At 45.6% G+C, this 21,400-nt stretch carries 16 protein-coding genes and 1 other annotated feature; of the genes, 4 read left to right on the top strand and 12 right to left on the bottom strand.

Annotated features, from left to right (window positions below):
* From E4K67_RS01550 to E4K67_RS01500, 11 genes are all read right to left on the bottom strand, one after another.
* A complete protein-coding gene (locus tag E4K67_RS01550) occupies window positions 1-264 on the bottom strand; it encodes a DUF4321 domain-containing protein (RefSeq protein ID WP_135545142.1) in 264 nt (87 codons plus the stop codon).
* Window positions 265-533: 269 nt separating this feature from the next.
* Window positions 534-1,940: an aspartate ammonia-lyase gene (gene aspA / locus E4K67_RS01545; protein ID WP_135544646.1), complete on the bottom strand. Its 1,407-nt coding sequence runs from the start codon at window positions 1,938-1,940 to the stop codon at window positions 534-536.
* A gap of 51 nt (window positions 1,941-1,991) precedes the next feature.
* A complete protein-coding gene (locus E4K67_RS01540) occupies window positions 1,992-2,171 on the bottom strand; it encodes a hypothetical protein (protein ID WP_135544645.1) in 180 nt (59 codons plus the stop codon).
* A 120-nt stretch (window positions 2,172-2,291) separates the two neighbouring features.
* Window positions 2,292-3,920: a citramalate synthase gene (cimA, locus tag E4K67_RS01535; RefSeq protein ID WP_135544644.1), complete on the bottom strand. Its 1,629-nt coding sequence runs from the start codon at window positions 3,918-3,920 to the stop codon at window positions 2,292-2,294.
* A 751-nt stretch (window positions 3,921-4,671) separates the two neighbouring features.
* Complete coding sequence (locus E4K67_RS01530; RefSeq protein ID WP_135544643.1) at window positions 4,672-5,304, bottom strand: redox-sensing transcriptional repressor Rex; 633 nt, start codon at window positions 5,302-5,304, stop codon at window positions 4,672-4,674.
* Between the two features lie 125 nt (window positions 5,305-5,429).
* Window positions 5,430-6,128, bottom strand: a complete 699-nt coding sequence (locus E4K67_RS01525; protein ID WP_135544642.1) for an SPOR domain-containing protein — start codon at window positions 6,126-6,128, stop codon at window positions 5,430-5,432.
* Window positions 6,129-6,384: 256 nt separating this feature from the next.
* The gene (locus E4K67_RS01520) at window positions 6,385-7,398 is read right to left on the bottom strand and encodes an inorganic phosphate transporter (protein WP_135544641.1); all 1,014 of its coding nucleotides are present in this window, start codon (window positions 7,396-7,398) and stop codon (window positions 6,385-6,387) included.
* The gene (locus E4K67_RS01515) at window positions 7,391-8,017 is read right to left on the bottom strand and encodes a DUF47 domain-containing protein (RefSeq protein WP_135544640.1); all 627 of its coding nucleotides are present in this window, start codon (window positions 8,015-8,017) and stop codon (window positions 7,391-7,393) included. Before E4K67_RS01515 ends, E4K67_RS01520 begins: the two co-directional genes overlap by 8 nt.
* Before the next feature lie 210 nt (window positions 8,018-8,227).
* On the bottom strand, window positions 8,228-9,571 hold the full coding sequence (locus E4K67_RS01510; protein ID WP_135544639.1) for a bifunctional folylpolyglutamate synthase/dihydrofolate synthase: 1,344 nt from the start codon (window positions 9,569-9,571) through the stop codon (window positions 8,228-8,230).
* Between the two features lie 328 nt (window positions 9,572-9,899).
* Window positions 9,900-12,566, bottom strand: coding sequence for a valine--tRNA ligase (locus E4K67_RS01505; protein ID WP_135544638.1), 2,667 nt, complete (start codon window positions 12,564-12,566; stop codon window positions 9,900-9,902).
* A 345-nt stretch (window positions 12,567-12,911) separates the two neighbouring features.
* Window positions 12,912-13,126, bottom strand: a binding site (T-box leader).
* Between the two features lie 75 nt (window positions 13,127-13,201).
* Window positions 13,202-14,578, bottom strand: coding sequence for an FMN-binding glutamate synthase family protein (locus E4K67_RS01500; protein ID WP_420841518.1), 1,377 nt, complete (start codon window positions 14,576-14,578; stop codon window positions 13,202-13,204).
* 228 nt (window positions 14,579-14,806) lie between these two features.
* On the opposite strand from E4K67_RS01500, the gene dcuS reads away from it, so the two are divergent.
* The 4 genes from dcuS to E4K67_RS01480 all read left to right on the top strand — a co-directional run bounded on the left by dcuS (window position 14,807) and on the right by E4K67_RS01480 (window position 20,302).
* A complete protein-coding gene (gene dcuS / locus E4K67_RS01495; protein WP_135544637.1) occupies window positions 14,807-16,417 on the top strand; it encodes a DcuS/MalK family sensor histidine kinase in 1,611 nt (536 codons plus the stop codon).
* Window positions 16,414-17,121, top strand: a complete 708-nt coding sequence (locus tag E4K67_RS01490) for a response regulator (protein ID WP_135545140.1) — start codon at window positions 16,414-16,416, stop codon at window positions 17,119-17,121. Before dcuS ends, E4K67_RS01490 begins: the two co-directional genes overlap by 4 nt.
* 165 nt (window positions 17,122-17,286) lie before the next feature.
* Window positions 17,287-18,645: a 2-hydroxycarboxylate transporter family protein gene (locus tag E4K67_RS01485; protein WP_199242432.1), complete on the top strand. Its 1,359-nt coding sequence runs from the start codon at window positions 17,287-17,289 to the stop codon at window positions 18,643-18,645.
* Between the two features lie 433 nt (window positions 18,646-19,078).
* Window positions 19,079-20,302 carry an NAD(P)-dependent malic enzyme gene (locus tag E4K67_RS01480; RefSeq protein ID WP_135544636.1) on the top strand — a complete coding sequence of 408 codons (1,224 nt, stop codon included), beginning with the start codon at window positions 19,079-19,081 and terminating at the stop codon, window positions 20,300-20,302.
* A 394-nt stretch (window positions 20,303-20,696) separates the two neighbouring features.
* Here the strand turns inward: E4K67_RS01480 and E4K67_RS01475 are convergent, their stop codons facing one another.
* Window positions 20,697-21,230 (bottom strand): nitroreductase family protein, encoded by a 534-nt coding sequence (locus E4K67_RS01475; RefSeq protein ID WP_135544635.1) that lies wholly within the window; start codon window positions 21,228-21,230, stop codon window positions 20,697-20,699.
* Between the last annotated feature and the right edge of the window lie 170 nt (window positions 21,231-21,400).

The following is a 21,400-nucleotide window of genomic DNA, read 5'->3' as shown; positions in this document are numbered from 1 at the left end:
TTACACCTTCCTAGACATTAAATATCCCCCAAGTGCTCCCAATATTGTCGCAATAGTAATACTCAAGCGAAAACCAAAGGAAAGCGAGAGGAAAAAGAAATCCAAGTATGTATGGGAGGGTACATCGATGACAGCTGGACGCAAAAACGGCGCAAAAATTCCGTATTTTTCCAAGCCAAATCCGACCAAAGTTCCAAGAGCAGCACCGATCAATGTGAGCAAAACGCTTCTCCCTGTTCCTGAGGGATTTCGCCCCACAGCCATTGTTTTTCCCCCTTCCATCCCTTGGGATTTTATTCTTGAACTCATCGGTTCAAATCATTTTTTCTCATATAACTTCGTATAAGTGTAGCATTTTCCCCATTACTACGCAAGTCGACATTGAGCCATAATCTTCTATAAATAGGCACAAACAACTTCCAATTGTTCCCGGAGGAGTCTGTTTGGAAGAGAGACAAAGAAATGCAGAAAAAGCTTTACGCCTCTTCTGCATTTTCTATAACTTGTGAAAGTCGTGCAAGTTGTGCAAGTTCTTATCTCTTCAAAAGAGCAGCCCCTGAAATACCTGGATTGGTCATCTCATATGGGTTTAGGATTATATCGAGTTCCTCTTTCGTCAGGACGCATTTTTCCAGACAAATGTCGCGGACTGGTCGGCCACATATGATTGCCTCTTTGGCTACGTTTGATGCCACGTCATAACCTACATGGGGGTTAATAGCCGTGACAATGCCAACACTATTTTCCACCATTACGCGGCATCGTTCGACATTCGCGGTGATGCCTACGACACAGCGGTCCCTAAAGACACGGGCCACATTGCGCAGGATGTCCAAGGATTGTAGCAAATTAAAGACCACAACAGGTTCCATGACATTAAGCTCTAGTTGCCCAGCTCCACACGCCAAAGCGATTGTGAAATCATTCCCCTGAACTTGAAATGCCACTTGATTCACAACTTCTGCCATCACTGGATTGACCTTTCCTGGCATGATGGAGGAACCTGGTTGCATAGATGGTAGACTAATTTCATTAAAACCTGTCCGAGGGCCAGAGGCCATGAGGCGCAGATCATTTGCTATTTTAGAAAGGTTGACGGCTAAGGTTCGCAACGCCCCAGAAACTTCCATGAACGCATCTGTGTTCTGAGTACCATCCACCAGGTTATCGGCAATTCGCATCGGTAACAGCGTCCACTCGCGTAAGCGCTGGGTCACCTTCTTTATATACTCAGGATCAGCATTTAGTCCAGTGCCAACCGCTGTTGCTCCCATATTCATGACTTCTAGTGCTAGTATTGCCTGTTTGATTCTCTTAAGATCACGCCCTAACATGAGAGCATACGCTTCAAATTCCTGGCCAAGGCGAATAGGAACGGCGTCTTGCAAATGAGTCCTCCCCATCTTAATGACTCCGTCAAACTCTTGAGCCTTATCTTCGAAAGATTGACGTAAGAGGTCGAGAGCTTCCAGCAAGTCATTGGCCACATTCAAGCACGCAATACGGATTGCTGTGGGGAAAACATCATTAGTACTTTGGGCCATGTTCACATGAGTGTTCGGGTGTACTTTAAAATACTCGCCCTTTTCCCCACCAAGTAGTTCAATGGCCCGATTAGCGATCACCTCATTGGCATTCATGTTCATGGATGTACCTGCCCCGCCCTGGATCACATCGACCACAAATTGATCGTGCAACAGGCCCTCGACTATCTCTCTTGACGCTTCGACAATAACTTTTCCAATCTTAGGACTTAAGGACCCAATATGCATATTGGCTTCGGCAGCCGCACCTTTAACCATTCCCATAGCTCGAATCAATTCTCGATGCGGGTGATACCCGGTTATCGGGAAGTTTTCTGTAGCACGCAGTGTTTGAATTCCATAATACACGTCATCAGGAACTTCATGAATCCCTATTAAGTCCTTTTCTTGTCGCATATCTTTATCTCCTTAAATTATCGTACTTTTGTATATTGTACTTTGTATACATTATACAACTTCTCCGAATGTATGTCGACGACCAATTGTCAGTAGGGTCCATGGGTGTATTCCGCGTTTTCCGCAACGCGGAAAACAGGCCGTGTTGTGTTGCGTTTCCTTCCCCCGCGTCTCCCAGCCAAGAGGGTCCGCGATCACACGCTCCGACGCCTTTGCGGTCGTCGTAGCCAAACTCGGCTTTAATCCTCTTTCATAAAGCAGGGCGGGAAACAAGGATGTTTCCCGCCGGCAACGGCCAAGGATGGCCGATTTGCCGGGAACCCTGCCCGCTTACAAGAAAGGATTAAAGCCCTAGTTTGGCACGACGACCGCATGGCCCGAGGAGGTGTGTCGCGAAACCTCTCCACAGTATATCGTCCAATTGATGGCATCCAATAAGGCCTGCGCACTGGCCTTCAGGATATTCTTTGATACCCCGATCGTGCCCCAAACTTCGTGCTCTAGTCGAGTATCGATAATGACGCGAACTATGGCTTCGGTTCCTCGAGCACCGTCGAGAACTCTTACCTTATAATTAACTAGCTCACTTTTCCCGAGAATCGGAAAGAAACTTACGAGGGCCTGTCGTAATGCTGTATCTAGGGCATTAACTGGGCCATTTCCTTCGGATGCGATATGAACTGATTCTTGACCGACTTTGACTTTGACCACAGCGACAGAATCAAGTTCTCCTCGCAAAGGGTCACTCCAGACATGATAATCTAAGACTTCAAATGGAGGAGTGGTTAACTCTCCGATTATCCTTAAAAGTAAGAGGTCGAGGCTCCCTTCAGCTGCTTCGAATTGAAACCCGCTATTCTCTAACTCTTTGATTTCGGTCATGGCTTGCTCAACCCTCGGGTCATCTTTTTGAATCGTTGGTTCAAAGCGCCTCAAACGATCTAGAATGTTAGCCTTCCCAGCCTGATCTGAAATTAGTATACGTCGTTCATTTCCAACCCCAGCAGGATCCATGTGTTCAAAAGTCCGTTGGTTTTTAAGAATCGCATCCACATGCATGCCCGCTTTATGGGCAAAAGCACTGCGACCCACATATGGTTGTTTCTCATCAAAGGGTGCATTAGAAAGCTCTGCAACAAAACGAGAAAAGGAGGTTATTTTTAATAAAGCGGTGTCCGTTACGACTGTATAGTCTCCTTTGAGCTGAAGCAATGGAATGAGAGTGCTTAAATTAGCATTGCCACAGCGTTCTCCAAACCCATTCCAAGTCCCCTGAATCTGAGTCACCCCAGCTTCCACTGCGACAAGGGTATTGGCAACAGCAAGACCACTATCATTGTGGACATGAATTCCTAGTTCTTGGAGTTCAAAGGCCTCCATTACTGCCTTCACCCCTCGGGCTATTTCTCCAGGCAAACTTCCACCGTTGGTGTCACATAATATAGCGATTTTTGCTCCAGCATCAAGGGCTGTAGCAATGCACTTTAAGGCATAGTCTGGATTTTCTTTGAAGCCATCAAAATAATGTTCAGCATCAAAGAATACTATCCGTCCTTGGCTGACCAGAAAAGAAACCGACTCTCGAATTAAACGCAAGTTTTCATCTAAAGTTGTCCTCAAGACATCTCGGACATGCAGGTCCCATGCTTTCCCAAAGATCGTGATCGTTTCCGCTCCTGAAGCCAAAAGTTTGAGCAAGATTTCGCTGTTTTGCGGAGATTCGTTCACTTTGCATGTACTTCCAAAAGCAGCGATGCGTGCATAGGGCAGGCGCAAGTCGCGAACTTGTTGGAAAAACTCCTCATCTCGTGGGTTTGCACCAGGCCAACCCGCTTCCACGATAAGACTTCCCATCTCCTCAATGCGCTTCACATAACTTAACTTATCTTGTGTTGAAAAATGAATCCCTTCTCCCTGAGCTCCATCTCGCAGCGTAGTATCGTAAATCGTGATTTTCTTCTTCTCATGGATTTGATCCATTTTTCTTCCCCTCTTTCACGTAAACGTTAATCTGGTAACACAAAATCTCTTGATATTTTCCTCATTTTCCCATAGCTGAAGCTAGGGGCTTTACGGCAACAAGTGGTAATAGGATCTCTTCTTTACTTTACCTAGTCTAAACTATACTAAATTAAACTATAAACCCCCTGGCTAGTTCCTAAGAACCGACCACGGGGCTTTTTCCCACACGGTGTAGCTGGCGTACTTTCCAACCTGTATCGCCTAGTCCAGCACCTTACGTCTGAACTCTAGATACACTTCTTATTCTGCTATTATATGACACATACCTATTGATGTACAACAGCGAAATCAGAAAAGCGTTTAAGCTGTGAACTCGTTCAACTAACGATAAATTCTCTATCATGATTTTCGATGGCAGAAGATAAACGTCCCAAAGTAGACTCGTTTGACTAAGATAAACTGAATTTAGCACCTTAAGGTTATTATATATATTATAAAAATTGTTATTTATATTATAAAAACTATGATACTTAATTTACTTAAGTTACAAAATCCAATTATTATGCCTCACGTTAAGTGTAGATGGCTCATTCTTGCTCACTTTCGTCTGTTAACGAACTATGTCCACCAATTCCTTCAAATATGCCCGCTGGATTTCTCTTACACAATCATAGATAGCCCCAGGGCAGGTTAAAAACTTGCTCTGGAGCTGAGTTGAAACATATGAATTTAGGCACGACCTTAGCCATGGTAAGAACGTGCTAAGCATTTAAAACCTTTGCGCACCTACATTAAATGTCAAGACCTCAAGATTTACTGCGAGGTCCACATTCCGGAGCTCAATCTCAGGAGGAACATTCAATACGACTGGTGCAAAGTTCAGGATGGCTTGTACCCCTGCTTTAATCAACTGGTCAGCAATTTCTTGTGCGACAGCTGCTGGCACAGCCAGAATACCAATCTGAGTGCGGTTTTGTTTGGCGACCTCTACAAGTTGCTCTATTGGGAGCACTACTACGTCACCGACCGTAGTTCCCACTTTTTTGGGATCCGAGTCAAAAATGCTGGTGATGATAAAACCACGTTCCCTAAACCCTTTATAGGTACTTAGGGCCAGACCTAAGTGTCCTGCTCCAACCAAGGAGACACTCCAATCAACACTTAAACCGAGAATCCTCAGAATATGTTGACGGAGATCTTTGACATTATAGCCAACACCCCTGGTTCCGAACTCTCCAAAGTAGGCTAAATCTTTACGTACTTGCGCAGGACTAACGCCAACTCCCTCAGCAATATCTCCTGAGGAGGTGGTAATTATCCCTTTTCGATCGACATCAGTAAGATGGCGTGAGTAGACTGATAGTCGAATAATAGTCGCCTCTGGAATTTTTAGAGTTTTCAAAATGTGCCCCTCATTTCTCAGCTGATATTTGTAATAACTTGTGATAGATAGTTAATTATATCACTAAGAAGGAAAAACGCAATTTACTTCATCTTATTTATTACATTAATCTTCTTTATACAGTATTATTTACCAGAAAGAATATTTATAACCCTCTGCGACTCAAAAAGAAGGGATAATCCCATGGCTTTTTGGCCTTCAAAAGTGATTTCTTCGCGAATCTTACTAAAAATCTGATGGAGTCCCTCCAATTCTTTGGGCGGATAATCTCCAGCTAATGCATTCCATGACTGCTTTTCTTTATTCAAGGCCTCGACTGTCACCCCACCTTGGAGTATCTTATTGACATTTATTAAAAGTTCCCCAGTCAATTGTGAGCCATTTCCGGCGACACGAAATGATCTCTCTGGCAAAACGATTTGTTTTGGGACAGTGCTAATTTCCCTATCCGCTAAAGTTTGGCGCAACCCCTTAAGCTCGTCTGCCGAATGACCCAAGCCGACCCCTACTATCCAAGGGGCGGCGCTAATCACTTCTGCATTGAAATTCAATAATCTCAGCTGCTCTTTCCTCAGCTGAGCATTCCTCTCGCTTTGAAAGACCCCAACTTGGCAAGTCCAGAATTTCGCTTCTGGAAGGACCAAAACGGTGTTTGACTGCGAGTTAGCTTCCTTGCTGCGCTGTAGTGCTGCTTCCGCCTTTTCATGGCTCGACTGCCCTACAAGTTCCAAATATATCTTACCCACTCCCCAAGTCAGTAAACCAATTGCCATCATCCCCAAGATCAAGACAACAACAACTCGAATTCGTTCTGAAAGCCGCATTCTTCCCAGTCTCCTTCCACGCCACTTTGGACAACCCTTTTACCGGAAGATATGTTGGAGTGGAAGAAAATAGACCTTGGTAGTGGCGTTCATTTTCATTCATCAGTGGTGCCGCGTAGCGATAAAGGGAGTCTTGACTAGAACAAGAAAAGCCTTGCTCCCTAAGAGCAAGGCGACCTTACAAAAAACTGGCACTATAATGACCAAGGGTCGAACAGGAACGTTCGAGATTATGGGCCCTCCAAGGATGCATGAACTATCGCAAGAATACTTTCATCAGCACTGTGTAAAAGAAAGCTGCCAATAAAGAGGTTGTGGGAATCGTCACAAGCCAAGCGACGAGCATTTGTTTGGCGACTCCCCAGCGCACTGCGGATACCCGCTTGGCGCTTCCGACCCCCATGATGGAACCCGAAACGACATGGGTCGTGGAAACAGGTAGATGGAGGCCTGGGAACACAGTCGCTGACCAAATAACAATCGAGGAACTTAAATCTGCAGCAAACCCATTGATGGGCTCTAGTTTAAAGATTTTGCCTCCCATGGTATGAATAATCTTCCACCCTCCCGCAGCGGTACCCGCTGCCATTGCTAGGGCACAAGCGAGTTTTACCCAAAGGTGCGGGGCAATATCTGTTTGGGCTTGCAATCCCCCAGCGATGAGGGCCATGGTGATAATTCCCATTGACTTTTGGGCATCATTGGACCCGTGGTTAAAGGCCAGTAAGCCCGCCGAGAATATTTGCATTTTCTTAAAACCGTGATTAACTCGGGAGGGTGAAAAACCACCAAAAATAAAAAACATCGATTTCATAATGATGAAGCCCAGTATTATCCCAATAATCGGGGAGAAGATTAGCGCAGCAATGATTCGTCCTAAACCGTACCACTGCAAGACAGTAAATCCTGCTTTGGCAACTGCTGCCCCGATCATACCCCCAATCAGAGCATGGGAGGAACTGCTTGGAATTCCGAAATACCAGGTGACGAGGTTCCAGACAATCGCGCTCAGTAATGCAGCAATCACGACCTCTTGAGTCGCAAATTTAGGCGTGATAATATCTCTCGCAATGGTTTGCGCTACCCCAGTGCTATAGAGTGCTCCCACAAGATTTAATACAGCTGCTAAAATCACTGCTCGTTTTGGTGTCAAAGCCCTTGTCGAAACACTTGTGGCTATGGCATTGGCGGTATCATGAAACCCATTGATGTAGTCGAATGCCAAGGCCAAAAACACCACAACGATAAGCAACGCGCCTAGACTAGTCATATTTCAAGACCACGCTTTTGAGAAGGTCAGCAATAGATTCACAATGATCTAACGTGGTTTCGATATGTTCTAGAATCTCTTTCCATTTGATGATCTCAATCGGGTCTTTCTCGCATTCGAACAAGCGCGCTACTTCTTGGCGGTAAAGCTTGTCCCCTGCGCTTTCTAGATGATAAATTTCTTCCGCTGCAGCCATGATTTTTGTCTTTTGAAAATGGATATTCCCTAAACAAGAGAAGGCTGTTTGAATTTGCTCAGCTGCCAAACCCACCAGATGGACGAGTTCCTGCGTTCCGAGCGATGGTTTACCTGTGCGGTAAAGATGCATGCGTTCGACAGTTCCCTCTGCGTAGTCGACAATATCATCGAGAACTTGGGCCAACTTATAAATATCTTCACGATCTAACGGCGTAATAAATGTAGAATTAAGCCGCTGCAAAATTTGCTTGGTGACATCGTCCGCTTCATGTTCGAAGCGATTCATTTGAGCAGCATCTTCGGCTGAAACACAATCTTGCTGCATAATCCCCTGAAGCCTTTTGAGGGATTTGGATATGATTTCGGTGCTCTGTGCAAAAAGAAGATAAAATTTGTCTTCCTTTGGTGATAAACCAAACATGAAAATAACCCCCACCCTAAAATTTTCTTAGATATCTCCAAGGTGTTCTCATACGTCCGAAATCCCAGACTTCAAAACCAGAATGAAGTAGGGGCTGTATGCATTCCAGAGAGTATTATATCAAATTTCAGTTAAATTTGTGTTAATTCTATGTTAAGTTTGTTAAGTTTGTTAAGTTTGTTAAGTTCGTATTAATTTCGTGTTTCTTCTTTAGATATCCTTAATGTTTGATCTTTGCTTCAATTCGTCGATTAAGGCTTGGCGAGCATCTGCTAACATATAAATTGAACCAGTTACGCACAGCATGTCGTTTTCATGGAGACGCGAGAGAGCGAAAATAACCGCTTCTTTAGGGTCTTCAATGCAAGTGACAGGCCGCCCATATTGTTCCGCTAAACTTCCCAAAGCTCTCCAATCCCCCGCACGAGGGGAATTTGGACGGGTGATGATAACTTCGTCCGCCAAAGGCACGAGCAGATTGACCACTTTTTCCCGTTCTTTGTCCGCCAACATCCCTAAACAAAGAATGAGGTGATCCCGTGCATAAAGTGGGAGTGCTTGCTCTAGGGCTAGGGCTCCATCTAGATTATGGGCCCCATCTAAAAGGATTTTAGGCTCTAGGGAAAGTAATTCTAGCCGTCCAGGCCACCTTACCTCGCGTAATCCAGCATATATTGCACTTTGAGGGATATGTGCCCCGTACTTCGTCTGCAGAAGTTCACAGACCGTTACTGCTGTTGCCGCATTGCGAAGTTGGTGGAAACCAGTTAAGTGCAGGCGTAGCTTAGAATAGGTTGTGTTTAATCCAATGAGATTAAATTCCTGTTCTAGCTCTCCACTACAAGTACTTTCCCAGCGGACATCTTCCCCGACCAAGCAAATCGAAACCCCCATGGTATTCGCTTGTTCACGAAACACCTGAATCACGTCCGGATTGTCAGACGCCGTTACGACAATCGAGTTCGGTTTAATGATTCCCGCTTTAACCTTGGCAATGCTAATCAGATCGTTTCCCAAATAATCCATATGATCCATCGCAATATTCGTAATCACAGAGATCAGCGGAGAAACCACATTCGTCGAATCAATGGCTCCGCCAAGCCCCACTTCAATCAGAGCATAGTCAACGTTTTCCTCTGAGAAATAGAGTAATGCTAGGGCAGTGCTTACCTCAAACTCGGTGGGATGTTCAAACCCTTCGACAACCATAGTCTCCAAAATCGGCCGCACTCGTCTAATCGTCTGAATAACTTTTTCCTTAGGTATCATTTGGCCATTAATCACCATACGCTCACGCCAATCATGCATATGAGGTGAGGTGAAGACCCCGACCTTGTAACCAGCTTCTTGTAAAATACGGGCAATCATGACGGTTGTTGATCCCTTGCCGTTCGTGCCCCCCACATGAACCACGCGCAGAGCTTTTTCCGGGTTTTCTAACCGCTTAAGAAGTTCCTGGATACGCCCCAACCCCAAATTTATACCAAACGTGGTTAGGTTGACGAGGTAGTCCAAGCTTTCCTTGTAGTCCTTTTCTAGGTTGTTATCGAGCATACCCAGTTCCCCTCCTACTTCTGATGTTTCCGCTCTCTAAAGTTAAGTTGCTATATTAGGCTAGAAATTGCCTGAAGTTGCCTGACTTGGTCTAGGCAAAGGTGAATGCCAAAAACCAGTTTTGGCATTTCTTAAGAGACTACGGCAAGTGGCAAGCCCTTAAATCCAGAAGATATACTCACATAGGTGCTGGACACGCGGAGCAGCGCCTGTGACTAGCCTAAGCGAAGTGCCTCTAAGGTGTGTTAAAAGGACCGTTTCCTTAACACATTAAAGTACCGTCCCCTAACACATTAAAGGACGGTCCCCTTAACATATTAACTCAACATTAAAGAGTAGCTTTAAGGTCCCTGATTCGTTCCTCTAAAGCAGCGGTGCGAGCTACGATTCCTTCGAGTCTTTCCCGTTCTTTAGCTACAACTTGAGCTGGTGCCTTATTGGTGAATCCAGGGTTACTGAGTTTTGCTTCCAGACTCTGTTGCTCCAGAGTCGCCAGCGAAATCTCCTTTTCCAAACGGACAATTTCCTTATCCAGATCCATCAACCCTTTTAGCGGGAGATAGATTTCGACGCCCTCCAAAACAGCACTAGCCGCTTGCGAGGGTTTCTCTGCCAGAGTTTCAAATAGCTCTACACTTGCTCCTCCAGCTAATTTCAAGATATCAGCCTTCCCGTCCTCAAGCACAGCGCGTTGAAGATTATCAGGGGCAAGAATTAGAATTTCTACTTTTTGACCAGGAGCGACCTTCATCTCCGCCCGAATATTGCGGATTGCCTTAATGGCTTCCATGAGTAATGTCATATTAGCTTCAGCCACAGAGTCTTGATAGTCGGGTAATTTCGGCCACGACTGCATCATGATGCTATCTCCTGGTACGGGGAGGTTCTGCCAGATCTCTTCCGTGAGGAACGGCATATAGGGATGCAAGAGCCTCAATGTGCCTTCGAGTACTTCAAGTAATACGGATTGGGCAGTATGCCGAGCTAACACGTTTTCTTTGTCATAAAGACGTGGTTTCGTAAGTTCGATATACCAATCACAGAATTCATTCCAGATAAACTCATAGAGCAAGCGTCCGCCTTCACCAAGATCAAAGTTTTCTAAAGCTTCCGTCCCCTTCTCAACGGTGGAGTCATAGCGGCTAAGAATCCAGCGATCCGCCAAGGTTAGTTCTCCACGGGGCCCTTCTACGTAGTCTTCTAGATTCATGAGCACATATCGAGAGGCATTCCAAATCTTATTCGAGAAATTCCGAGTTGCCTCAAGCCGTTCTGGTTGAAAGCGCAGGTCATTTCCCGGAGTATTACCGGTAATCAGCATAAACCGCAAGGTGTCTGCTCCGTACTGGTCGATCACTTCAATGGGGTCCACACCGTTACCGAGGGATTTACTCATTTTCCGGCCTTGTGCATCTAGCACCAGTCCATGAATCATGACTTTAGGGAATGGCACTTCGTTCTTGAACTCCAGCCCCATAACAATCATGCGGGCAACCCAGAAGAAAATGATATCCCTTCCGGTTACTAAGACGGAGGTCGGATAGAACTGTTTCAGTTCAGGTGTTTCTTCCGGCCAGCCTAGTGTGGAGAATGGCCAAAGCCCCGATGAAAACCACGTATCTAAAACATCAGGATCTTGCTTCAGGTGATTAGCTCCGCAGGCAGGACATTTTGCTGGATCTGAGCTTGCACAAATCTCATGTCCACAATCCTCGCAATACCAGACCGGGATGCGATGCCCCCACCAGAGTTGGCGGGAAATACACCAATCTCGGATGTTTTCCATCCAACCGAGATAAATCTTCTCAAACCGATCTGGAATAAATTCCAAACGACTGTCCTTGACGACATCTATCGCCGGCTTCGCTAAAGGGTCCATTTTCACGAACCATTGCTTACTGACCATGGGTTCAATCACGGTGGAGCAACGATAGCATTCTCCAACAGCATTGGCATGAGGCTCGATCTTGAGGAGAATTCCTTCAGTTTTCAACTCTTTCACAACGGCAGCGCGTGCTTCGAAACGGTCCATCCCTACGTACTTACCAGCATTTTCATTCATCTTGGCTTCTTTATCTAAGACCACGATCTGGGGCAAGTGATGGCGTAGCCCAATTTCAAAGTCATTCGTATCATGCGCTGGGGTTATTTTCAACGCTCCAGTCCCAAACTCTCGCTCGACATAGTCGTCGGCAATAATCGGTATTTCCCGATCCGTAAGGGGAAGGAGAACAGTTTTCCCGATTAAATGACGATACCGTTCATCGTCTGGATGCACTGCCACAGCAGTATCACCAAACATAGTTTCTGGCCGGGTGGTTGCCACAACGAGAGCCTCGTCACTGTCTTTTACAGGGTAACGGAGATGATATAGATTCCCTTCGCTGTCGACGTGTTCCACTTCAATATCTGAAATGGTGGTATGACATTTAGGGCACCAATTGATAATATAATTCCCACGATAAATCAGCCCTTTATCATAAAGCTTAACAAACGCTTCCCGAACCGCTTTCGAGCACCCTTCGTCCATCGTGAAACGCTCACGTTCCCAATCACAGGAAGCGCCTAGACGGCGTAGCTGCTGCGTAATGCGCCCACCATACTGATGCTTCCATTCCCAGACCCGTTCCAAAAACTTTTCGCGCCCCAGCTCAACCCGACTCGTTCCTTCTTTAACTAACTGCTCCTCCACTTTAGCTTGGGTGGCAATTCCCGCGTGATCTGTCCCAGGCAACCAGAGCGTGTTGTAGCCCTGCATCCGTTTGAAGCGCGTCAAAATATCTTGAATTGCGCCATCCATAGCGTGTCCAAGATGAAGAGCACCTGTAACGTTTGGTGGGGGCATCACAATACTGAAGGCTGGTTTCTCAGTGTCTACTTCAGCATGAAAAAATCCACTTTCCTCCCAATAGCGATACTGTTTCCCCTCCACTAGGCTAGGATCATAGGTCTTCGCCATCTCTAGCTTTTCTGTCTTTTCAATGTTATCTGGCATATATCTGAACTCCTTTCAATATTAGGCGTATTAGCTCTCACGTTCATCCTCTTCCTTCTGCATCCCACCATACGCCTTTGCGTTCAGAAACGCAAACAGCACCACGGATCCCTCGTCGGAAGGAAAGACAAGGGGGCGACTCTCCTGTCTGAGAAAGACACGGGGTCGGTTCTTCCGTCTGCGAAGGACACGGGGTCGGTTCTTCCGTCTGCGAAAGACACGGGGTCGGTTCTTCCGTCTGCGAAGGACACGGGGTCGGTTCTTCCGTCTGCGAAGGACACGGGGTCGGTTCTTCCGTCCGAGTTTTAGAGACGATTTGGAGCTCAAAAAAAGCTCTTCATCCTAGAAAAGGACGAAAAGCTTCCGTGGTACCACCTTTATTCTGAGGGACATGTCTCTCAGCACTTGTTTATACGCTAACGGGCCTTCCCGTCAGAGAGTACTCTATTCCCCTCTGCCCCTCCTGCACGACCTTAACGTCTTACCGAAAAGGCCTTCCAGCAATGGCCTTTCTCTCTGAACAGTTGACTGACGCTATTCCTCACATTCTTCGGGTTTTGACTAATATTTCATTGAATACATTATACTCAACGTGATAAATATTGTCAAAAGGAGGGTGATGCAAGTTGTATACCCTAACTCTGCCAGGGATAAGCCCGCTTTACCCCAGTTACCTGAGCTGTCCATTCGTCCAAAGCAACAAGATCGTTGGGACCAACTTCAGATAAGACTGTTTTCCCCAGAGCTCGCACGCCTTCTTCCATTTCCATTGTCATAGATTTTAGGACATTGGCCACACTTTTACTTGCCAAATCAATGTCAAGGCGCTGCTTATAGGGAGAATTGTACCAGACCAATTGGGTTAGCGGTTCCCATGGGAGAATTTTGTGTACTTGCTTATGAATCAAAGCAAATAATGGAACCGTTCCCAGATAGATCGCATCCGCACCCAGAGCTATGGCTTTTAGACATTCACCAGGCGTTGCATACCCTCCTGCAACCACCAAGCTCACATCTTTACGAGCACCCTGATCGCATAAAAAACGTTCTGCACGAACCAATGCTAATAAACTAGGAATTCCTAAATCATCGCAGATTAGTGGAGATGCACCACTCGACCCACCTTGGGACCCATCAAGGACAATGACATCAAAGTCCGCCTCTAAACAAACTGCCAAGTCTCTTTCTAAGGCCCCAGTCGCCATAATTTTAATAGCAATTGGTTTCCCGGCTGCCTCCGCTCGCAAATCAGTAACATACTTTGGCCAGTCCCAAGGGGTATTAATGCCCGGCATTACGGCTGGGGTCACGACGGATTGCACAGGAGATATGCCCATTAATTTTTGGGCCTTTCCCTTCACTGTGAAGGGTTCAATAGTAAAGGGTCCCATCCTGGCCCCCTGGCCCATTTGCACTTCAATCATATCTGCAGCCGCAATCGCTTGAGGATTGCGCCCCCACGAGGTCCTACTGATTTGCCAAATAAACTTTCCAGCAGCCTCCCTTTCCTCTTTCAAAAAGGGCCCCTCACCGGAATTTGTGGCCGTCCCGATTTGTTTTGCCGCCTTAGCTAAGGCTACCTTGGCTTCTTCACTGAGACCCTCTCCATAACCCATACCAGCGATCATTAGCGGAATTTGGATTTGAAGGGGCTTTTCTGCTTTAGGTCCAAGGGTTACCTTCATATCAACTGGAATAGTTCCCTCCTTGGGTAGACGAGCCATTTGGCCAGGGACAAACATTAGAGTATCATAATGAGGCAGTGTTCTTGCTGAACCTAAAGGGCGCTGGATCAGCTTCCCGTCTTCGGCTCGCAAACTGATTTCCAGAATATTTTGGATTGACGTGCGACGGACTGCACTCCATAGTTCCATAAGATTCTCATGGTATTTGTCTGAAAGTAACCTTTCTATAACTAAACCAAAAAGCCTCTGGACGATAGTTCGAAATGAACGTTTTCCTACAAAATAGAATACGAAAAGGAGTACGACTCCAGCAATGAGTGCCCCCAAAGCCGAGAGAGCAACAACGAGTAGGGCAGTCTCTAACAGCAATGTCAATCCCCCATCTTTTATCGCAGAATTATCTAAGCAATCTTGATAGGAGTAGTCTATGTTGTTTTGCTAATAATATACGAGAGGGTCCGCGAGACGCTGTGTCACACAAGAACCTAGCTTGACAATGTACTCCTCTTTCATTATTCTTTGCATGTACTTTAAATGACCACTGGGGGGAAGAACATGCGGCAACGTGGACCCTTATTCAGTTTACAGACCATCATGACTTTGCTTGTTTGCGCTGTAGTGGCTTTATCTTTAACAGTAACTGACATCCTAATTAGTCAGGAAATTGCCGATAACACGCAACAAAATCTAGAAGATAAAGCGACGACTATTGCCCGCATTGTTGCCCACTCGCCTCTTGTGATTGAAGCGCTAAATGGGCAAAGAGCCGAAGCGGAAATTCAGCCCTTTGCGAATGACATACGAAAGATCACCGCTGTCGAGTTTATAGTTGTCATGGATATGCAGGGGATAAGAAAGTCTCATCCTGATATCAACAAGGTAGGACAACCCTTTGTAGGGGGAGACGAAGGGGCCGCCCTAGAGGGTCACGAACTTGTTTCCATTGCCAAAGGAACTCTAGGCATGTCCTTACGTGCGTTTACCCCTATTGTTACTTCTTCTGGTAAACAAGTTGGGGCCGTTGCCGTTGGGATCTTGCTTAACAATGTCAATCAGGCTGTAGCCCAGAGTCGGTTGATTATTTATATCAGTGTTGGCTTAGGATTAATGGTAGGCGTTATTGGTGCCATATTCTTAGCCCGAAAAATAAAGAACATAATGTTTGGCCTAGAACCTAAAGAGATTGCCAAAATGCTCGAAGAACGCAGTGCCATGTTAGAATCTGTAAGGGAGGGTATTTTGGCAATTGACACAGATTCCCGCATTACACTCGCAAATGCTGCGGCTCTCCGATTATTTAATCGGGCGGGTATTTCAGGTGACCCGGTTGGAGAAAAAGTAGCGGACTGTATACCCAATACACTGATGAATAATGTACTGGAGACGGGGAGTGCGGAATTAGATCAGGAACTCGATCTGTTTGGAATAACGATCGTAACAAACATCATTCCGCTCTGTGTAAAGGGTAAAAGCGTCGGAGCAATTGCTACGTTCCGAGATAAAACTGAAATAAAACAAATGGCTGAAGAATTAACCGGTGTGCTACTCTACGCAGACGCCTTGCGCGCACAGGCCCATGAGTTTATGAATAAGTTGCATGTTATTCTTGGTATGGTCCATATGGAGTATTATGATCAGCTCTCCACGTACATTAGTAAAATCGCTCACCAACATCAAAGTGAAGTCGGTTTTATTGTAAGACATATTAAAGATCCAGTATTGGCAGGATTTATTCTGGGGAAAATGAGTTATGCCCGAGAGGTTGGAGCAGAGTTAGTACTTTTCGAAGAGTGCTTTTTGCCGGTTCCGGCAGACCCGGAAGTAATTCACGAAATAGTTACCGTGTTTGGAAATTTGGTCGATAATGCTCTAGAAGCCGTGGTTGATTGCCCACTTAGACAAATTGACGTTAACTTTTCATACGAAGACAATGTTTTAAGCCTTGAAGTAAAGGACACCGGGCCAGGTATTAACGATGATTTAAAAAGCCAAATCTTTTCCAAAGGCTATTCTACCAAAGGAACTAAAAGGGGCTTAGGGCTATACCTAGTGAAGCGCAGTGTGGAGAAACTTAATGGAAAAATCGAGATCGCTTCAGAGGAAGGTCAAGGAACTCAGTTCAAAGTGTCTTTACCTTATAAAAACAAGGATGGATGGATGGAATGATTAAGGTCCTAATCGTAGAAGATGATCCTATGGTCTCTGAATTTAATCGGCGTTATCTTGAGCAAGTCGGGGGCTTTGAGTTAATAGCCATGGCCCCCTCAGTTGTTGACGCCTTGAACATTTTGGACCATCAAGAAATCGACTTGATCCTACTTGATATCTTTATGCCAGGTATGAACGGATTTGATTTATTGGCACAAATACGAAAGCTGGGTAAAGGGATTGATGTTATTGTCGTATCCGCTGCTTGTGATAGTCAAAGTATCAAGAAGGCTCTGCGCTATGGAGCCGTTGATTATTTAATCAAACCGTTTGAATTTGAGCGTTTCAATACGGCTTTATCCGCTTACCAAGACTGGGCAACAATGACAAAGGGGCAAGAAAAACTAAGTCAGGCAGAATTGGATATACGTCTTCTTCGTCCGAACCCGGTTGCTGTACCCAGTGAATTGCCGAAAGGGCTTACCCGAAACACCCTAAAGACTGTTTGGGATAACATACAAGAAATAAAGGAGCGCTCTTTTTCAACAGAAGAAATGGCTAACCGTGTTGGAGTTTCGCGGGTCTCGATGCGCAAATACCTAAGTTTTCTTACGGATATTGGAGTTATTGACATGGAAGTTATATACGGTTCAATCGGCCGACCGGTCTATCAGCACCGCTGCATAAAGCCTGAAAGTAATATTATAAAGACGTATTTTTAACCGGCCATCAGGCCGGTTTTCGCTTTCTTACCTAGTTTATTATTTCACTTAGTTTAGTTTCTTTAGTTAGTTTAGTTACAAAACAGTTAACATAATTAATTAAACTGTTTAAATTATTTGAAAAAACTTAATATAAAGAAGCAAATAAATTCAGGAGGTGCTTCTATGAGTTTGGCTATGAAAAAGGAAGTCCCAAGTTCCAAATTAAAATTGTCTGAGAACAAGGAAATCCCACCTTCCAGTTTTTTCTCCAAGTTTACGAACATAAAAGTCGGGGTTGTTCCCTTGCCTCTCTATCTAGTCTTAGCGGCGGTCATATTTATGGCATCAATGTACGGTAAACTCCCTGCGGATATGATCGGTGGTTTTGCGGTCATCATAATAATGGGCATCCTACTCGGGGATATCGGACTTAAGGTCCCCATTTTAAAGGAAATTGGTGGCCCTGCTATTTTGGCAATTATGGTTCCATCAACAATGGTTTTTTTCAATTTGATTAATCCTTCAGCATTGAAAGCTATTACTGCCGTCATGAAAACATCCAATTTTCTCTATTTTTATATTTCAATTTTAGTCGTCGGAAGTATTCTTGGCATGAATCGGAAGGTTCTCGTTCAAGGGTTTATGCGCATGTTTGTTCCTCTCATTGTTGGAACAGCTGCCGCTATTTCAGCTGGGTTGCTCGTCGGTACTTTGTTTGGTTACACTATCCAACGCACATTCTTCTATATTATTATTCCTATTATCGGGGGGGGCATTGGAGAAGGTATCCTTCCACTGTCTATCGCTTACTCGGCCATTTTACAAATACCCCAAGAAGCTCTTATCGGCCAACTTATTCCAGCGGCCGTTATCGGTAATATCGTCGCGATTATATGTGCCGGATTATTAAAACGTTTAGGAGAAAAGAAACCGGAGCTTACCGGGAACGGGGTATTGGTTAAAACTGGGGATGATTCAGAAGTTTTAACCGCCAAGGGCATTGATAAACCAGTTGACTTCCCGCTTATGGGAGCGGGTATTCTCATCGCTTGCGCCTTTTTCGTATTTGGTAACTTAGCGAGTCCGTTTATCGGAATTCCAGGTGCAATTATCATGATTTTCACCGCAGCCATCGTAAAGTATTTAAATATCATGCCTGCAAAAATGGAGCAAGGTTCATTTCATCTTTACAAGTTTGTATCTTCGAGTCTCACCTGGCCTTTGATGGTCGGTTTAGGCGTTCTATACACCCCTTTGAAAGATGTCATCGCTACCGTAACTCCTGGATACCTCGTGGTCTGTGCCTCTGTGGTTATAGCCATGATCTCTTCCGGATTTTTCATTGGTCGCTTTATGAACATGTATCCCGTTGAATCAGCTATTGTCACAGGGTGCCACAGCGGCCTCGGTGGAACAGGAGACGTAGCTATTCTTTCTGCCTCAAATCGGATGGAATTGATGCCCTTTGCCCAGATCTCAACCCGGATCGGTGGCGCCTCGATGATTGTTCTTGCCACTATCTTGATGAAGCTTTGGCATTAGGGGACTTGTATGACACAGCGCTTGGCACTTACGACGCAGAGCAAACTAACCGTGTAAGCTCCTAAAATGGGGAGCGGGGTTCATCCTTCGGCGATAGTATTATTTTAAAGAACACGCCTACGGCGATAATCTCCACTGGAGACTATCGTGACAAATTCGCCATCCTTGGCTCAGTTGTCGGCTTCGCACGTCCTGTGCTCAGCCCCGTATCTGGGGTCGCTTACACGGAGTTTGCTTTTCTGCTTACGTAAAAGACCTCGCACTCGTGTCACACTGCGTCCCTGCTTGGGTCAGAGAACGGAGAACGTGACTTTGGGTTGACGGCACATTTCATGTGCGCCGTCTATGGAATACGAATCTTTTGAAATGATAATTAGTTGCTTACCAATGCAGTATAATGACATACTAAATGAGAAAGTGGGATGGTCTAAAAATGAGTAGTATTCAAGAACGAGCCTTAAAACTCCACAAAGAACTGGTCGGAAAACTCGAAGTCGTTAGTAAAGCAGAACTTAATTCTCCTGACGATTTGAGCCTTCTATATACACCGGGTGTGGCCGAACCCTGTAAAGTGATTGCTGAAAATCCGGACGCAGCCTATGACTACACCGGTCGGGGTAATATGGTTGCTGTGGTATCTGATGGTACAGCGGTCTTAGGCTTGGGTGACATCGGTCCCCTTGCAGCTTTACCCGTGATGGAAGGAAAATGCATCTTATTTAAGAAGTTTGGGGGAGTCAATGCGTTCCCCATCTGTTTAAATACAAAGAATGTCGATGAAATAGTTCAGGTCGTTAAGGCCTTAGAACCTAATTTCGGTGGAATAAATCTAGAGGATATTTCTGCGCCTCGCTGTTTTGAAATTGAGGCACGTCTGAGAAAAGAGACCCACATTCCAATTTTCCATGACGACCAGCATGGTACAGCCATCGTCGTGTTAGCGGCGCTTATTAATGCCTTAAGAGTTGTGAATAAAAAGATCAGTGAGGTTAAATTAGTCGTTAATGGAGCTGGCTCCGCAGGAATAGCCATAACTAAATTATTACTAAAAGCGGGTTTGAAAAATGTTATCATGGTCGATCGTACCGGTATCCTTTGCCCAGGTGAACTTTGGATGAACCCAGCGCAGCGAGAGATGGCGAATCTAACAAATCATGCGAATCTCCAAGGCTCATTAGCCGATGCACTGGTAGGTGCTGATGTCTTTATTGGAGTTTCAGCTCCAGGTGCACTGACTGGAGATATGGTAGCCACTATGAATTCTGCGGTTATTTTTGCAATGGCAAATCCTACTCCGGAAATATTCCCGGAAGAAGCCTTAGCGGCAGGAGCGGCAGTCGTCGGTACTGGCCGTTCTGACTATCCTAATCAGGTAAATAACGTCTTGGTTTTCCCAGGTATGTTTCGAGGCGTGTTAGATGTCCGAGCTAGTGATATTACGGAAGAAATGAATCTCGTCGCCGCGTATGCGATCGCAGGAATCATAACTGATGAAGAGTTAAATGCTCAATATATCATTCCAGGAGTCTTCGATCCCCGAGTAGCACCGATAGTTGCCGCGGCAGTTGCTCAAGCCGCTATCGACTTAGGACTTGCACGTATTCATGCGGACCCCAAAGAGGTCCTTGAAAAGACGGTTCAATTAGCTAGCCGATAAGAGGGTCCGCGAGACACCTCCTCAGCCATGCGTCCGTCGTACCAAACTAGGGAAGGTCCGCGTCACACCTCCTCGACCATGCGTCCGTCGTGCCAAACTAGGGCTTAACCCTTTCTTGCAAGTGGGCAGGGCGAAACACGAATGAGTGTTTCGGCAAATCGGCCATCCTTGGCCAGTTGCCGGCGGGAAACATCCTTGTTTCCCGCTCTGCTTTATGAAAGCGGATTCAAGCTGAGTTTGGTTAGAACGAGCCCAAAGGCGTCGGAGCGTGTGATCGCTGACTCTCTGGGCTGGGAAGAAACTATTGAAAATCTATGGTTAAAAGAAATGCAGAATAGGCGTAAAGCCTATTCTGCATTTCTTTGTTTTCGTTATGCCCCTTATATTTGCTGTGTCACGCAAGTCCTCCCCATTTTCCATAATGAACGATCTCCGCCATAGCTTTCCGCGGGCGTGGACGCCGCTCCTCGGCTGCATACCCCAACGGAGTCATGGCTACCACTCGCACATTATCGGGAACGTTTAAGCTTTTCCGAACTTTCTCTTCACTGAACAAGCCCTGCCAACACGTCCCCAACCCTTGATCCGTCGCTGCTAACACCAAATGTTCCATAGCTAGGCCTGCATCGAGCATCATAAAGTCCTTGCCTTCCCAGACTTCTGATTCACTAGGCAGCGCACAGAGTACGACAACGATCGGAACCCCCATCAAGGCTTTTCGCCCAGGATTGGTCTCTTCCATACTGTCAGCCAAGGCTTCTCGCCCAGCTGCATCTTCAACTATAATAAAGCGCCAACACTGTAAGTTTTTCCAGGACGGTGCCAGTCTGGCTGATTCTAAGACATGCTCCAACTTTTCTCTCTCAACAGGCTTATCTAAATAACTCCGTAAGCTTCGACGAGCCTGAACTACTTCGAAAAAATTCATTTTCCATCCTCCTCTTATTTATCTCTTCAAATATTATGTTCTTGGCTTTTACAAGTTATTCTCTAAAACAGCTTATTTTCCTGCCTTAATCAAAATGTTCTCACATATAGGTCCACAAGGCGGAACACCATCCATTTCCGGATTTTTTTCCACAAAGCGAGTTTACGCTA

It is taken from the genome of Desulfosporosinus fructosivorans (genome assembly GCF_004766045.1).
GTDB lineage: Bacteria > Bacillota > Desulfitobacteriia > Desulfitobacteriales > Desulfitobacteriaceae > Desulfosporosinus > Desulfosporosinus fructosivorans.
Note: the sequence above shows the minus strand (reverse complement) of the source record. Positions and strands in the feature narration are given on the sequence as shown.